General features: G+C 56.8%; 13 protein-coding genes. All 13 read left to right on the forward strand.

All coding sequences use genetic code 11. The features are described from left to right. Positions 1-46: 46 nt before the first annotated feature. Complete coding sequence (locus HY308_04025) at positions 47-529, forward strand: type VI secretion system tube protein Hcp (protein MBI3897449.1); 483 nt, start codon at positions 47-49, stop codon at positions 527-529. 127 nt (positions 530-656) lie between these two features. Next, on the forward strand, positions 657-1,148 hold the full coding sequence (locus HY308_04030; GenBank protein ID MBI3897450.1) for a type VI secretion system tube protein Hcp: 492 nt from the start codon (positions 657-659) through the stop codon (positions 1,146-1,148). Between the two features lie 199 nt (positions 1,149-1,347). Further along, on the forward strand, positions 1,348-1,863 hold the full coding sequence (gene tssE / locus HY308_04035; GenBank protein MBI3897451.1) for a type VI secretion system baseplate subunit TssE: 516 nt from the start codon (positions 1,348-1,350) through the stop codon (positions 1,861-1,863). Positions 1,864-1,866: 3 nt separating this feature from the next. Then, on the forward strand, positions 1,867-3,741 hold the full coding sequence (gene tssF / locus HY308_04040; protein MBI3897452.1) for a type VI secretion system baseplate subunit TssF: 1,875 nt from the start codon (positions 1,867-1,869) through the stop codon (positions 3,739-3,741). Positions 3,742-3,917: 176 nt separating this feature from the next. Beyond that, positions 3,918-5,054, forward strand: coding sequence for a type VI secretion system baseplate subunit TssG (gene tssG, locus HY308_04045; protein ID MBI3897453.1), 1,137 nt, complete (start codon positions 3,918-3,920; stop codon positions 5,052-5,054). A 12-nt stretch (positions 5,055-5,066) separates the two neighbouring features. Then, positions 5,067-7,751 (forward strand): type VI secretion system ATPase TssH, encoded by a 2,685-nt coding sequence (gene tssH, locus HY308_04050; protein ID MBI3897454.1) that lies wholly within the window; start codon positions 5,067-5,069, stop codon positions 7,749-7,751. A 300-nt stretch (positions 7,752-8,051) separates the two neighbouring features. Further along, the gene (locus HY308_04055; protein ID MBI3897455.1) at positions 8,052-10,328 is read left to right on the forward strand and encodes a type VI secretion system tip protein VgrG; all 2,277 of its coding nucleotides are present in this window, start codon (positions 8,052-8,054) and stop codon (positions 10,326-10,328) included. A 12-nt stretch (positions 10,329-10,340) separates the two neighbouring features. Then, positions 10,341-10,685 (forward strand): hypothetical protein, encoded by a 345-nt coding sequence (locus HY308_04060; protein ID MBI3897456.1) that lies wholly within the window; start codon positions 10,341-10,343, stop codon positions 10,683-10,685. A gap of 13 nt (positions 10,686-10,698) precedes the next feature. Then, positions 10,699-13,416 carry a DUF2169 domain-containing protein gene (locus HY308_04065; GenBank protein ID MBI3897457.1) on the forward strand — a complete coding sequence of 906 codons (2,718 nt, stop codon included), beginning with the start codon at positions 10,699-10,701 and terminating at the stop codon, positions 13,414-13,416. A 41-nt stretch (positions 13,417-13,457) separates the two neighbouring features. Beyond that, positions 13,458-14,462, forward strand: a complete 1,005-nt coding sequence (locus tag HY308_04070) for a pentapeptide repeat-containing protein (GenBank protein MBI3897458.1) — start codon at positions 13,458-13,460, stop codon at positions 14,460-14,462. A gap of 35 nt (positions 14,463-14,497) precedes the next feature. Further along, positions 14,498-15,145 (forward strand): DUF3540 domain-containing protein, encoded by a 648-nt coding sequence (locus HY308_04075; protein MBI3897459.1) that lies wholly within the window; start codon positions 14,498-14,500, stop codon positions 15,143-15,145. Between the two features lie 3 nt (positions 15,146-15,148). Continuing rightward, positions 15,149-15,538: a DUF4150 domain-containing protein gene (locus tag HY308_04080; protein MBI3897460.1), complete on the forward strand. Its 390-nt coding sequence runs from the start codon at positions 15,149-15,151 to the stop codon at positions 15,536-15,538. 247 nt (positions 15,539-15,785) lie between these two features. Beyond that, positions 15,786-16,088, forward strand: coding sequence for a hypothetical protein (locus tag HY308_04085; GenBank protein MBI3897461.1), 303 nt, complete (start codon positions 15,786-15,788; stop codon positions 16,086-16,088). The last annotated feature ends 242 nt before the right edge of the window (positions 16,089-16,330 follow it).

Consider the following 16,330-nt stretch of genomic DNA (forward strand, 5'->3'; position numbering starts at 1 on the left):
AAGTTAGGCGAGCTGAATTTTTAAACCAACAACCAAGGAGACGATCATGGCAGTCGATATGTTTTTGAAACTGGCCGATGTAAAGGGTGAGTCCATCGACGACAAACACGCCGGCGCGACCGACATTCTGTCGTGGCGCTGGGGCATGAGCCAAAACGGCTCGGCGCATCTCGGCACCGGTGCCGGCGCCGGTAAGGTGAGCGTGAAGGATTTAGTCATCACCAAGTACATCGATAAGGGAACGCCAGCGATGGTGCAAGCCTGCTGCGGCGGCACGCATTTCAAGGAAGCGGTATTAACGGTGCGTAAAGCCGGCGACACGGCGCTCGAGTATTTGAAGATCAAGATGACGGACGCGCTCATCGCGTCGATCACCACCGGTGGCGAGAAAGGTGACGATCGACTGACAGAAGAAGTCACGCTCAACTTCGCCGAGTTCAAGCTTGAGTATGCGCCGCAGAAGCCGGATGGATCGGGCGATGCCGCGGTCGAAGCGGGATGGAACATTCCGAAAAACTGCAAGGCGTAGTAGCTCGTGCTCTGAGGGAGGAGATCGGAGTGAGGGGACGTCGAATGGATTTATCGACGTCACCCCTCACCCACTTCCACCTTAGACCGAGATGGATTTAACCCAGCAACCGACAGGATGACGCGACATGTTTCAAAGCGACATGTTCCTGAAGATCGAAACCGCCAGACACGGGGCGATCAAGGGCGAGACACAAGACCAGAACCATCGAGACGAAATCGACGTCGTTGGTTGGTCGTGGGGAATGAAGGCGAATACACCGCTGAGCGGCGCCGGCGACAGCACCAAAGCGACGCTGCACGAAGTCGTCATCCGCAAAAATGTCGACAGCGCGTCGACCGCGCTGATGGCGGCAATGCGCAGCAACGACTTGATCAAAAAGGCGGTGCTCACGGTGCGTAAAGCGGGCTCAACGCCGCATGAGTATCTTAAGGTCACGATCGAGAAAGGCCGGATCACGGCACTCGATGTGGACACCACCGATTTCGTCAACACCGGTCAACTGGCGGAGCGCTTGAGCCTGGCGTTTCAACACATCAACGTGGAGTACGTACCGCAAGGTGCGGACGGTTTGGGCCGCGGCAGTATGCAATTTGATGCCGAGGTGTCGTCGGCGTAGGTGGAAGCGGGAGTGAGCCAGGTGTGCAGAGCGCGCTCGTGACATTCAACTTCACTGCTTTCCGCCGATGGGTCCCCTCCCCTTCAGGGGGAGGGACAGGGTGGGGGGGGGTTTCGACGCATAGCCACACACCCACCCCCACCCCACCCCTCCCCCTGAGGGGGAGGGAGTTTCCTTATATAGACCAAGAAGTCTGACCATGGCTGAACTGACTCCGCAAGAACGACTACAGCCGGCACTGTTGGATCGTCTGACCGACGACGATCCGGACAACAAGCTCGAACCGCGAGAAGAACGCGTCATCAACAAAACCAAGATGCGGCAGGCGGTGCTACGCGATCTCGCGTGGCTGTTCAACACGACGCGCCTCGGTCAGCGCGATGAATTTGCCGGTTTACGTCTCGCAGAAAGCTCGACCGTCAATTTCGGTCTGCCGGCTTTCACCGGCGAAACCGCCTCGACACTCGATGTGATCGATCTCGAACGCTCGATTAAGCAAGCGATTCTCGACTTCGAGCCGCGCATCATGCCGGCGTCGCTGCAAGTCGAATCGCTGATCATTGAGGATCAACTCAATCACCATAACGTTGTCAGCGTGCAGATCCGCGGCAACCTGTGGGCACAGCCGGTGCCGCTCGAGTTGTTGTTGCGCACCGAAGTCGACTTGGAAACGGGCGAAGTGGAAATTCGCGATCTAACGCGGTCGGGGCTATAGCCAATGGACCCAAGACTGCTGCGCTACTACAACCAAGAACTGTCGCACCTGCGCGAGATGGGCGCCGAGTTCGCGCAACAATTTCCCAAGATCGCGGCGCGTCTCGGCATGGATGGGATCGAGGTTACCGATCCTTATGTCGAGCGTCTGCTGGAAGGTGTCGGCTTCCTCGCGGCGCGCGTGCAACTCAAGCTCGATGCGGAATTCCCGCGTTTCACCCGCCGCCTGCTCGAGATCGTTTACCCGAATTATCTGGCGCCGACGCCGTCGATGCTGATGGCGCAATTTCGCCCGCAGCTAACCGAAACCAATCTGGCGCAAGGCGTCACCATTCCGCGCGGCACTAGCCTGCGCGGTCAGCTGGGCAAGGGCGATACCACCGGTTGCGAATTTCGCACGGCGCAGGACGTAACCCTCTGGCCGTTGGAACTGACCAGCGCCGACTATTTTTCGTATGCACCGGACCTGCCGCTTAGCACGCTGTCCACCGCCAAGACCATCAAGGGCGGTGTACGCCTGAGACTGAAGACGACCGCCGGTTTGAAATTCAACCAACTCCGTCTCGACAGTTTGCGTCTGCATTTTTCCGGCAATGACGACGTCGCCTACAAACTGCACGAGCTTTGCCTCGGCAGCATGCTCGGCGTCGTGGTCGCGCCGGCGCGGCATCCGTGGGCCTGGCACAAATTTCTGCCGGCTCAGCATGTGAAACCCGTCGGTTTCCGCGACAACGAGGCACTCCTGCCGGTGTGCCTGCGTGGCTTTCAAGGTTACCGGCTACTGCAGGAATACTTCGCGTTCCCGCAACGATTCCTGTCGATCGACGTCGACGGGCTCGCGCACGCGCTGGCCAAACATGCCGGCGATGAAATCGAAATCGTGCTGCTGTTCAGCCGCGGCGAAGCGGCGCTGGAAAGCCTGGTCGGTATCGATAACTTTTCGCTGTTCTGCACGCCGGCCATCAACTTATTCAGTAAACGCGCCGACCGCATTCATCTGACGACTAACCATCACGAGTATCACGTCGTCGCCGATCGGACGCGGCCGATCGATTTCGAGGTGTACGACGTTACCGGCGTCAACGGCTATGGTGTCGGCAGCGATAGCGAACAATCGTTTCATCCGTTATACGCCGCCCACCACGCCGAATCGCCGTCGCATCAGGCTTACTTCACGCTACAGCGCGAACCGCGACTGTTATCGGAAGCGCAAAAGCGCAACGGTAACCGTTCGAGTTACGTCGGCAGCGAGGTATTTCTTTCTATCGTCGATCCGGCCGAAGCGCCGTACAGTAATAACTTGCGGCAACTCGCGATCACGACGTTGTGTACCAATCGCGATCTGCCGTTACAGATGCCGCTTGGCCTCGGCAAAACCGACTTCACGCTCGACATCGCCGCGCCGCTCGAATCGGTTCGTTGCATCAAAGGTCCGTCGCGGCCGTACTCGCCGCTGGCCGACGGCGCGGTCGCCTGGCAGTGCATCAGTCATCTGTCGCTCAATTACCTGTCGCTGATCAACAGCAACGCCCACGAAGGCGCCGCTGCGTTGCGGCAAATGTTGGAGTTGTATGCCGCTACCGGCGACGCGGCGTTGAAGAAGCAAATCGAAGGCGTGCGCAGTATTCAGGCGCAACCGTTGACGCGCCGCTTGCCGATGGCCGGCCCGATCGCGTTCGGGCGCGGTTTGGAAATCACCCTGCAAGTCGACGAGATCGCGTTTCAAGGGAGCAGCGCGTTTCTCTTCGGCTCGGTCATGGAGAAATTTTTCGCGCGCTACGTGTCGATCAATTCGTTTACCGAAACCGTGCTGCGCTCGCTGAACCGCGGCGAAATCATGCGCTGGAGGCCGCTATGCGGGGAGCGACCGATCTTATGAGTCGCAGCAGCGATCCAACTCCCCCTCTCCCCCCGGGAGAGGGACGGGGTGAGGGAAAACAGCGTGACGGTACGGCAACCCCGTCCCTCACTGCCGCCCCTCTCCCGGCAAGGATCGACAATGTCCTTGCTCCCTCATCCCCATCCCTTCTCCCGGAGGGAGAAGGGAGCGAGTCGATGCTGGCTACGCGAGCATTTCATTTGACCGGAGATAGGACAAGCTATTTCCACGCACTCGCGCGTGAGCCATATGCGCACGACTTCTTCCATGCGTTACGCCAGATCGAATGTCTGTACGCCGACAAACCGCGGCTAGGCACGGCGCTACGTCCGGCCGACGAACCGATTCGGCTGGCGCAGCAACCGTCGATGAACTTCGCGCCGGCGACGCTGGCGGCGTTCGATCTGCCGACGTCGTACCGGCCGGCGCGCATGCAGGTGCACTTCTTCGGCCTGCTCGGCGCCAATGGACCGCTACCGCTGCATCTGACGGAGTACACCTATCAGCGCAAGCTGCATGCCGGCGACGAAACCTTCGCGCGCTGGCTCGACGTTTTCCATCACCGCTTCTTGCAAATGTTTTACCGCGCCTGGGCGCAGGCGCAGCCGACAGTCAATCTGGATCGTCCGCGTGACGACCGATTCTCGGTGTATGTCGGCGCGTTGCTCGGGCTCGGTAGCACGGCGCTGCGCCAGCGTGACGAGGTGGCGGACGCGGCGAAAAAATTTTTCGCCGGTCGCTTGGCGGCGGCAGCGCGCAATCCGGAAGGTTTAGCGGCAATGCTGACCGACTACTTCCACATTCCCGTGCGCGTCGAATCGTTCGTCGGCCAATGGCTAAAGATTCCACCGCGGGATCGCAGCTATCTCGGCAGCGGACGCGGCAACGACGGCACGCAGCTCGGCGTCGACACGAATTTGGGCGCGAAAGTGTGGAGCCGGCAAAGCAAATTTCGTCTCTGGCTCGGCCCGCTGTCGCTCGAGCAATACGAAAGTTTTCTGCCGGGCGGTGCCGCGCTGGACCGCTTGATCGCTTGGGTCCGGCAATATCTGTGCTTCGAATTCGACTGGGATATCCGGCTCGTGCTCGCCGCCGGCCTCGTGCCCAAAACCACGCTCGGTGGGTACGGACAACTCGGCTGGACCAACTGGCTCGGCATCCGCAATAAAGCCGCCGGTGCCACCGACTTGATCTTGAACCCGGAGCGCATCGCGCGTGTCACCGCATCCAGGAAACGGGCGGCGCCATCACAACAATCATCGAACCTAAGGCGCGCCGGTCGTATCGATCAGCCAATGGCACGCGCCAGCTAAGAGGAATAAAAAATGGGCGAGATCAATCGGGTCACTCTGTTCGGCAAACTGAATAGCCTGGCGTATAAAGCGATCGAGGGCGCGACCTTGCTATGCAAGATGCGCGGCAATCCGTATGTCGAGATGGAACACTGGCTGCAACAAATCCTGAACCAACAGGACTCCGATCTGCACCGCATTCTCCAGCACTTCGACGTCGACTCGTCGCGCCTGACCAACGACATGACCGTCGCGCTCGACCGGCTGCCGCGCGGCGCGACCTCGATCGCCGATTTGTCGTCACATATCGAAGACGCCGTCGAACGCGGCTGGGTCTACAGCACGCTCATGTTCGGCGACCCGCACGTGCGCACCGGCCATCTCATGGTCGGCGCGCTCAAGACACCGTCGCTGCGTAATGGCTTGTTCCATATTTCGCGCCAGTTCGAACGTATCAAACCGGATGTGCTGAGCGACGACTTTGTACGTATTGTCAGCGAGTCGCCGGAAGAACTGCTGCGTGCCGGCGCGGCCGCCCATAGCACCGGTAACGAATCGATAGCGGCGACCTCGGGCAAGCAACAGGCGCTAAAAAAATTCGCCGTTAATTTGACCGAGCGTGCCGGTCGCGGCGAGATCGATCCGATCACCGGCCGCGATCAGGAGATTCGCCAGATCGTCGACATCCTGATGCGCCGGCGCCAGAACAATCCGATCCTGACCGGCGAAGCCGGTGTCGGCAAAACTGCGGTCGTCGAAGGCTTCGCGCTGCGTATCGCCAAAGGCGATGTACCGCCGTCACTGAAGGATGTGTCGTTGCTCACGCTCGACATCGGCTTGTTACAAGCGGGCGCCAGCATGAAAGGCGAGTTCGAGAATCGCCTGCGACAAGTGATCGACGAAGTGCAGGCATCGCCGAAGCCGATCATTCTGTTTATCGACGAGGCGCATACGCTGATCGGCGCCGGTGGCGCCGCCGGTACCGGCGACGCGGCGAATCTTTTAAAGCCCGCCCTCGCCCGCGGCACGCTTCGCACTATCGCTGCTACCACGTGGGCGGAATACAAAGAACACTTCGAGAAAGATCCGGCGTTGACGCGGCGCTTTCAGGTCGTACAGGTGCATGAACCGTCGGAAGACAAAGCGCTGCTCATGGTGCGCGGTGTCGCGTCGACGCTGGAAAAACATCACCGCATTCAGCTGCTCGATGAAGCGCTCGAAGCCGCGGTGAAGCTGTCGCACCGATATATCCCGGCGCGGCAACTGCCGGATAAAGCGGTCAGTCTGCTCGACACCGCTTGCGCGCGCGTCGCCATCAGTCAGCACGCGGTGCCGCCGGACGTCGAGGACTGTCGGCGGCGCATCGAAACGCTGGAAGTGGAACGCGACATCATCGGTCGCGAGCAAACGATCGGCATCGATATCGGTACACGGTGGAGCGATGTCGAGCAGGGACTGCGCGCCGAACGCGAGCGACTCGGCGGCTTGGAGGTACGGTGGAACGAGGAGAAAAAACTGGTCACTCAAATTTTGGAGTTGCGCAAAAAATTGCGTGCTGGCGGTCAAATCATCGACGAAACGGAGACGGCGGCGGCACCGGTAGCAGAAGCAAACCTATCTGGCGAAGAGCGGCAATGGTTGCTTGGCGAATTGCACAATTTGCAAATCGAACTGCACGCGCTCCAAGGCGATGCCCCGCTGATCATGCCCACGGTCGATGCACAGGCGGTATCGGCGGTAGTGGCTGACTGGACCGGCATTCCCGTCGGCCGCATGGTAAAGAACGAAGTGGCAGCGGTGCTCAAGCTCGCCGATACCTTGAACCAACGCGTGATCGGCCAACGTCACGGCCTGGAGATGATCGCCAAACGCATCCGCACCGCGCGCGCCCGGCTCGACAATCCGGAAAAGCCGGTCGGCGTATTCATGCTCTGCGGCACCTCCGGCATCGGCAAAACCGAAACCGCGCTGGCGCTGGCCGAGTCGTTGTATGGCGGTGAGCATAATCTCATCACCATCAACATGAGCGAGTACCAAGAAGCGCACACCGTGTCGACGTTGAAGGGCGCACCGCCCGGCTATGTCGGCTACGGCAAAGGCGGCGTGCTCACTGAAGCAGTACGGCGCCGGCCCTATAGCGTGGTGTTGCTGGACGAAATCGAGAAGGCACATCCGGACGTGCACGAGCTGTTCTTTCAAGTGTTCGACAAAGGTTGGATGGAAGACGGCGAAGGCCGCCACATCAACTTCAAGAACACGATTATCTTGCTGACCACGAACATCGGCTCGGATTTGATCATGAGCAAATGCCGCGATCCGCAGCAAGCGCTCTATCCGGAAGCACTCACCAAAATGCTGCGCGGGCCGCTATTGGAAGTATTCCCGCCGGCGCTGCTCGGTCGGCTGTCGATCATCCCCTACTTCCCGCTGTCCGACGAGATGCTCGCCGACATCGTCCGGCTGCAACTCGGACGCGTCGGCCGGCGCGTGCAGGAGAACCATAAGGTGCCGTTCGAGTTCGACGAGCAAGTCGTGCAAGCGATCGTCAGTCGTTGCACCGAGCTGGAGAGCGGCGGGCGTATGATCGACACCATCCTCACCAACAGCGTGTTGCCGCATATCAGCGAAGAGTTTTTGCGGCGGATGTTGGAAGCGAAACCGGTGGCGCGGGTGCATATTGGTGTGCATGAGGGGGAGTTTGAGTATCAGTTTGAGTGAAGTTGTTGTTTTCCTCTGTACTTGCGGGCAAGCGAGAGGAATATGGAATGTATGGCACCCCTCTCCCCCTGCCCCTCTCCCGCAAGGGGAGAGGGAAGATGGAAATTTGATTCCGCGTTAGCAACTTCTCCCCTTTACTGCCAAACCCGTCCCGGTTCACCGACACTATGTCGGTTGATGTCACGTGATGTCACCCAGTGTCGTTTTGTGCGCATCTAGGCCATGGAAGTATGCGGCCATGTTCTAAGGCGACCCCCTCTTCGCCGATTAGATCTGCAAAACGACAAAGGACGCTACGCCATGGGCACCATCGACCTAAAAATACGGACCTTCGAGCTGACTACGCCGCTCGGCGCGAACGTCCTGATGTTTCACCACATGACCGCGACCGAGGAATTGGGCCGGCTCGCCGACTACCAGCTTGACGCGCTCAGCGAATCGGGCGAGATCAATCCGGACGACATCCTCGGCAAGAGTGTCACCGTAAAAATGGAGCTGCCGGAAGGCGGTAACCGCTACTTCTCGGCGTACGTCATCCGCTTCGGTCTGGTTGGCATGGAAGGCAGGTACTACAAATACCATGCGATCCTGAAGCCCTGGATGTGGTTTCTGACGCGGACTAAGGATTGTCGGATTTATCAGAACAAGACGGCGCCGGAAATTATTAAAGAAGTGTTCGAGGAACACTCGATCGCTAAGTACAAGCTCGATCTGACCGAGTCGTATCGCACACGCGAGTACTGCGTGCAGTATCGCGAGTCGGACTTCGAGTTTATTAGCCGGCTGATGGAAGAAGAAGGCATCTACTACTACTTCAACCACGATGAGAACGGCGACACCGCGGTGCTCGCCGACAGCTATGCGGCGCATGCCCCGCTCCCGCACTACGAGAAGATTCCGTTCATGCCTAAGGGGCAGTCCACACGTCCCGAACGCGAGCACATCAGCACGTGGTCCTGCGAACGCGAGATTCGCCCGGGCAAATATGTGCTGCACGATTTCGATTTCGAGAAACCCAGCGCCAACTTGTCGGCGCTGACATCGCAACAACGCGATCACGGATTGGCGGACTACGAGATATTCGATTATCCCGGTTCGTATACCAACCGCGAGGACGGCGAAAAATATGCGCGCATCCGCATGGAAGAGCTGCACGCACGTCACGAGCTAGTGAACGCAGACAGTAACGCCCGCGGCATCGCCGTCGGCCGACTGTTCACGCTCAGCGATCATCCACGCAACGATCAGAATCGCGAATATCTCGTGGTCAAAGCCGCGTACGAATTGCACGGGCAGCCCTACGAAACCGATACCTCCGGCGGCGCGAGCTTTGTCGCGCACATCACCGGCCTGCAAAGTAAGCAACCATTTCGCACTCAACAAACCACGCCCAAACCGGCGGTGCTGGGCCCGCAAACCGCGATCGTTGTCGGACCCGAAGAAATCTATACCGACAAGCACGGCCGCGTGAAAGCGCAGTTCCATTGGGACCGGTATGGCAAGAACGACGAGAACAGCTCGTGCTGGATACGCGTGTCACAGAATTGGGGTGGCAAAGGCTGGGGCGGAATGTTCATTCCGCACGTGGGCCAAGAAGTAATCGTGGAATTTTTGGAAGGCGATCCGGATCGGCCGTTGATTACCGGCCGGGTTTATAACGCGGAGAATCGGCCGCCGATGGATTTGCCGGCAGGAAAAGCGCATAGCGTGATCCGGGATCACGGCGGCAACGAGATTGTGATGCAGGGAACGCCCGGGGATCAGCGACTGCGGTTACACTCGCCGCGGCATAATTCGACGGTCGTGCTTGGGAATTCGATCACGATGGAGACCGAGTCCGTTGTCAAGGCGGAGGCCAAAGACAATATAACTCTTCAAAGTGACAGAACCATCTCGGAAACCGCTGCCATCGGTTACTCGGTGTCCGCTGGAGGCGGGATTTACTCCCTGTCAGCCGGAGCAGCTGACCCTACGGTTCCTAACTCCAAAGCAGGTTTCAACGTAACCGTAAAAGGTCCAGAAGCTGTTTACGAATACAAGAACGGATTAAAAGTTGATATCAACCAGGGAGAAAAACATACAATCCTTGACGGAGATTTTACTCAAGACATAAAGGCTGGATTGGCCACGATAAAATCATCCGGCGAGCTTAAGCTGCACTCTGATGCGGATGTGGTTCTCGATGCGCCAGCTAACAATATTAGATTGGACGCTGGCAAGAAAGTGCTTATCAATGCACCCGACGGTCACACAGTTCATACGAAACAAGATTGGGTTAATACACCTCTCGATTTGAAAACTATCGGCAGAAGCGTGAAGCACACACGCGAAAACTACGAACGCAGGGACATGAATGCTGAGGTCAGAGGCGTTAACATCGAACTCCGAGGAGTGCACCTTAGCAACGTGGCGTTCAAAGCTGAAAAAGTCGCTTGTGAAATTGCAAACAAAACGTTTGAAAAATACGCCTCAAAAGTCATGCTGCTCTCACACGCGGTTAAACTAACAAAAGGCGGAGTTAATCTAGCCAACAATGGAATCATTTTTGTTAAAGCAAAATTTGAATCGCACGGTTAGAGGAGTCACTACATGCCGATTTGGCTAATTTGGTCGATCGTTGTCCTTATTGTTGGATGGCTGACCGTGAGTGTCATACTCGATCAACGGCGCGAAGGAAAACTTAGACGTGAAGGATTACCAGCTATTGCGAAAGTGGTGTCGGTTAAACAAACGGGTACATGGATCGGTAACAACCCTCAGGTGGAGATGGAACTGCAGGTGCAGCCGGCTGAGGGTGACGCATACGTTTTAAAACACGAGGAAGTAGTTCCCATTGTTAATTTAGTTGCAATCCAACCAGGCGCCACGATACGCATTAGAGTCGCTGCAGACGATCCCCAGCAGATCGTATTTGACGAGGCATGGGCGAGGTAAGGACAGGAACGTTATGCGCATACTCAAACCACAACATCTATCCGTGCTGCATCGCTGTTTCGAGCAACAGCGTAAAACCTATCTTGGAATTTCGGTGATGGCTTTCATGCCGCTTCAGTCTGAAATCGCCCTACTGCCCGAACAAGAGCTCTGGCAGTTTGTTCCACCTCTGCTGAATCCAGAAACTCCGCTCGATGCGGCGTTTCCCAAACCGGGCGGAGAGTTTCTTGTGGTGGGCAACGCCTGCGCACCGCAGGGACAGCCGGTGACGGAACTCCAAGTCGGGGCACGCGTGGGCAACTTGACCAAGGTCTTGAACGTTTACGGTCCACGCCATTGGACCTCGCGTCATTCCAGCGAGCCGCAGCCCTTCCTTACACAGCCGATCGATTGGGCACATGCCTACGGTGGGCAAAAGTTCGATACCAACCCGATCGGCACCGGTATGACGATGATAGAGACACCGCAGAGGCAATTACAGCCTCTACCATCCGTCGAATACCCACGTTCGCCAAGTCTATCGCCCAAGACGACGATACTGCCCGCGAGTTTCGCGCCCGTTCCGCCAATGTGGCCACAACGTAAGCGTTTCGATGGCACATACGACAATGCATGGTTAAAACACGATTATCCCGGCATACCCGAGGATTTCAACCGGCGTTTTCTTTGTCTTGCGTCTGAGGATCAATGGCAGCAGCAAGCTTTCAATGGCAACGAAACCATCGAGCTAGTGCACTGGCACCCCGACCATCCGCACATCCACGCTACGCTTCCCGGCATCAAACCCGTCGTTGCCGTGCGCATGAAAAATATGTCTGCCAACGAGCTACATCTCGCGGAGCCAACGCTTACGACACTCTGGTTCTTTCCTAACCAGTTGCGCATGGTGCTGATTTGGCACGCGCTCGTGCCGGTCGAAGACGCATTCGCGGACGATGTGAATCTGCTGCTGGCGGCCGCCGAATGGATACGCCAGCCGAAGTCGCCAGCACACTACATCCAGGCGGTGATTGATCGTCTGGATGACGACAAGGGCGTACTCAAGATGTTGGACGACGAAGAGCTTTTGCCGGAAGGTATCGCGACACCCGATGAATCGCTCAAGCACTATGAACGAGCCTTGGGCACAAGCGGCGCGTCGATGGAGAACGTGCATCGAAAGCTGGAAGAAGCACAGCGAGAACTGGCAGCGCAACTGAGCCAAGCACTTGCTCCGGAACAGTGGGCACCTGATCCGGAAGAGGCAATAAAGAGCCAGGAACAACTTGCAGCGCTCACGCGCGAGTTGGGAATTCCAGAGTTGCCAAGGCAATTCCCCGATGATCCTAAAGAGATGCTAAAGCTGGCGCGCGAGATAGAACAGCAAATACCCCCAATGCCGGTGCTCAAGAAAAAACTCGATGGAAAAATCGCGGACATAGATCGGAGCATACGAGAAGAGCTGGCCTCCGTCGGACAAGATAAGGAACAGATCGAGGCGCTGTTCAAACCGAAAAAGCCTTCCCAAGACTCTGTGTCACTGAACCAGATGGTCAAGGAATTCGATGAAATGTCCGCTCGCATACCCATGTCGAGCGAATTCCTGCCTGTTACCGATCCCAAGCTCAAAGCGCTGGCAATGCAAGCGGACGAGGCGCTCGCACCAATGCTGCGTGCGGCAGCGCACTTCCAGGATCCCCCCGAACCACTTGACGCAGCGACCAAGGCTCACTGGCGAGAGCGGGCGTTGCACATCAAGGCAAGGACTGAGGGTTTTGCGCGATGCGCTCTTAAGTCAGCAGACTTTTCGGGTCTAGATTTATCCGGTGTGGACTTCACGGAGGCGGAGCTTCAAGGTGCCAACTTCACAGGCGCCATTCTCGTCGGTGCAAATTTCCGAAATGCCTCGCTTGCACATGCGGTACTAGATGACGCGAAGCTCGACAATGCCAGTTTCGCCGGCGCCAACCTAGGTCGAGCCCGGCTTGTCGGAGCGTCGTGCGTGGACTGTGACTTTGCAGACGCGACGTTGCATTACACGGCGCTCGAAGGAGCGAGGTTCGACCGTAGCCGCTTACCTGGCGCTACGCTCATCGAGGTGACCGCCGGAAAATCCGTTTGGTGTGAAGCGAATCTCACGGAAGCCAACTTCATAAAGTGCCAATTGCCACACGTGAATTTCGCACGAACAAAACTTTCCGGCGCGTCATTCATTGAAACCGATCTACAATCATGCGATTTCTCCGGCGCAGCACTGAAGGCAACAGCCTTCGTGACCTGCATGCTCGATGACAGCATTTTTGACAGCTGCCAGGCATCGAATATCCGTTTCGTGCATGGTTCTTCTTTGCGTCGGACGTCCTTCAAGGACGCCATAGTATCGAATGCAAGCTTCCGCGCGATGCCGTTGGACAATGCAGATTTCACAGCGGCATGCCTCGATGGTAGCGATCTCTCAGAAATACAGTGTCCTAACGGCAACTTTTATCGAGCCAGCCTCAAGGATGCCCTATTGATGAAAGCGCACTGTCAAAAAGCATGCTTTGTCGGGGCCAATCTGATGCAAGTGATTGCACAGTATGCGCATCTGGAAGGGGCTGACTTTAGCGATGCGAACTTGTTTGCTTCTGACCTTATGCGTATCGAAACCGATTCTGCGACGAGATTTGATGATGCCTTCATGGCCAAATCACGCAGACATCCAACGCATAAGTTGGAGAAGCGCGCCAGGTTGGCAGTGGTTAGCTTATGAACCTTTCGGAAATTGAAAGCCATGTAGCAGCCGGCGAGCCTTTGTATGAGATAAGTCTGGCCGGCATGTCATTGACCGGTGCCAAGTTGTGTAAAGGTATTTTCTACAAAGTCGACTTTACTACCAGCGATCTTACTGGCGCCGATTTGGAAGAGTGTTCCTTTATCGAATGCCAGATGGATCGGATAAATTTGAGCAACTCCCGGTTACGCTTGGCCACCTTTCATCAGTGCAATATGCACGGCGCGATGCTTGGTTCGGCGCGGGGGATCGGTGCAACGTTCAACGAATGTGCCTTGCCAGACATTCAAGGCAACGACGCCGATTTTGAGTTTGCCAATTTCATTCAATGCGCGCTTTCCGGTACACACTTTCAGCGCGCTAAGTTAGTAGAAGCGTCGTTTATTGAATGCGACTTCGGCGTCACCGACCTGTCGGCCGCCCCGTTTGCCGCGACTATTTTCTACAAAGCCGACTTGCGGAACGTCAAATTTGAAAATCCCAAAGGCGATCGCTGCGTATTCGCTGAATGCAACCTCGCCGGTCAGAACTTCGCGCACGCGCAATGGACACATTCGCAGTTCATGGAGGCGGATCTTTCGCAGACGAATTTTGCCGGCGCTAACTTGAGCGGAAGCAATTTCAAAGGCGCCAAGCTGACACAGGCCAATTTCGCCGGCAGCAGCGCCGATCATACGCTTTGGGTACAAGCACAGTTGGATGCAGCGTGTTTCGACGAGGCGCAGCTTACGCAATCGGTATGGTTGGAAGCACGAGGGCTCGAGACCAGTTTTCGCAATGCCGTGCTTTACGAATCCGTATTACAGAAGACGGTGCTGCAACATTGTAAATTCGACGGAGCTGATGCCCGGTATGCCGATTTCTCCAATGCGGATATCACCGCGAGTCATTTCGGCGGTGCCGAGATGACTCGCGCCAATTTGCGCGGTGTGAAGGATGAACGAACCGTGCTGCTCGATCGAGCACGCGCGGCACCCGACGACAAAGAATTTCTTAATGCAGAAAATTGGACGCCTCGACGTTAACAGCAGGCGCGAGACGTCATGACGAGGAGAACAACATGTTGAAAGAAGTCGAAGATGCAGTTTTGACCCAAGGCGTTATCCATGAGATAGGCGAGACCGAGCGCAACGATGGCTCGCGTGTGGTCGTCACCACGCCCCATGGGCTGCGTTCTGCGCGGGTGGCGCTATCATGCATGGTGCAACCGGCCTACGGCGATACGGTGTTGCTGGCCGTGCATCGGGCGGACGTATTCGTGCTTGCGGTTTTGGAACGAAACGTCGAAGCACCGATCGATGTGCGATTCGACAGATCGGTAAACTTGGCGATTAAAGGCGATTTGACGCTCGGCGCATCCGACCGTGTATCTATGAAGAGCGGCAACGAATTACAGCTTAAAGCTCGCAACGTAAATGTAAATGGTGAGGCAATCCAGATTACCGGCCAACGGGTCAACATTATCGGCAAGGCGTTCTGCTGGATCGCCGATACGCTTGAGAGTACCGCGCGCGTGATCAAACAGACCGCCGAGCTATGGTCGGTGCATGCGCAGACGCATCAACGCAAAATCGAATCGATGGAGCTCGTACGCGTCGGTCATTTAGATCTACGGGCCGAGCACGTCGTCAATATCGGCGCAAGCCATACGATCGTGAAGTCGCGCGAGCTGGTCAAGATCAACGGCAAACAAATACAGGTAGGATGAGCCATGTTCGGTAATTGCCAAAGGGGCGGTAGTGACGTCGCGTTTCCCGACGTTTGTTTGACTCCACCGACGCCGGTTCCAGTAACGTACCCAAATATTGCCAGCGGACCGATGGGAGTGCCAGGTGTTTACCACGTGATGTGGGGACTTGCGCCGGCTCATAACATGAGAACCGTCATTCCGCTAAGCAACGGCGACAACGCTGGAGTGGCGTTGGGTGTCGCATCCGGTATGGTCATGGGCCCGAGCCGGCACCTTACTGCGGCATATACCCTTCTGGTGGGCGGGATGCCGGCGACGCGCATGACCAGCATGTCGTTACAAAACAGCACCAACGCATCGGGTGTACGACTCTTTCCTAGCCAATTGAAGGTCGCGATCTTCGCGCCTTAGAACAGTTCTCCCGTTCCCCTCTTCCGCAACGGCAGAGGGGAACTCGAGTTTTTTAATTCCGCGTGAACCGTTAAGCGACAACAGCTCGCGACGTCAACGCCGTCCAACTCTTCCTTCTACCTATCCCATTCACTAACGCAATGTCAGTTGATGTCGCGTGATGTCACCCTGTGTCGTTTTGTGCGCTATGGAGCAATGGGAATATTCGACGGGACTTCAAAGCGAACCATTGAACAAGGAACGAACCATGGTGGACATCACGATCGTCTTAACAGTGCATACGCTATTGGCGCTGATCGTCGTGCAGCTTTCGAGGAAGGCGGGGTACTCGGCGTGGCTCGGGCTGTTCGCTTTGTTTCCGGGACTTTCCGTTGGCATCCTGGTGTACCTGGCACTGTCGTCGTGGCCGGTGGGAAAAAAACTGGAACGATTTGCGCTGCTGCCACTACAAACGGCGCCAAAGGTGTTTCGGCCGTCGCTGCGGAATGTCTCAGCGAAGGAATTGCGCAAAGCCCATCAGCAGACACACCTCGCCAACGAGGGCTGGTAAGACTCGAAAAACAACGAAGGACGGTAACTCATGGACGCAGTCGATCGAATCACACGAACCTTCGAGCTGACCACACCGCTTCCCAAAAAAGGTTTCATCTTTCCGACGCGATGTCCATTGATGTCGCGTCGTCTCCGCTCACGTCGTTTCGTGCCTGCGAGCTCCGTGGGAGCATGGTTACACGTTGACGGTTTGCCGAACCCATAAACATCGGCGCTCAACATTCTCGATTTCTTTATCAG

This window comes from Gammaproteobacteria bacterium, from assembly GCA_016199745.1.
Taxonomy (GTDB): domain Bacteria; phylum Pseudomonadota; class Gammaproteobacteria; order Acidiferrobacterales; family Sulfurifustaceae; genus JACQFZ01.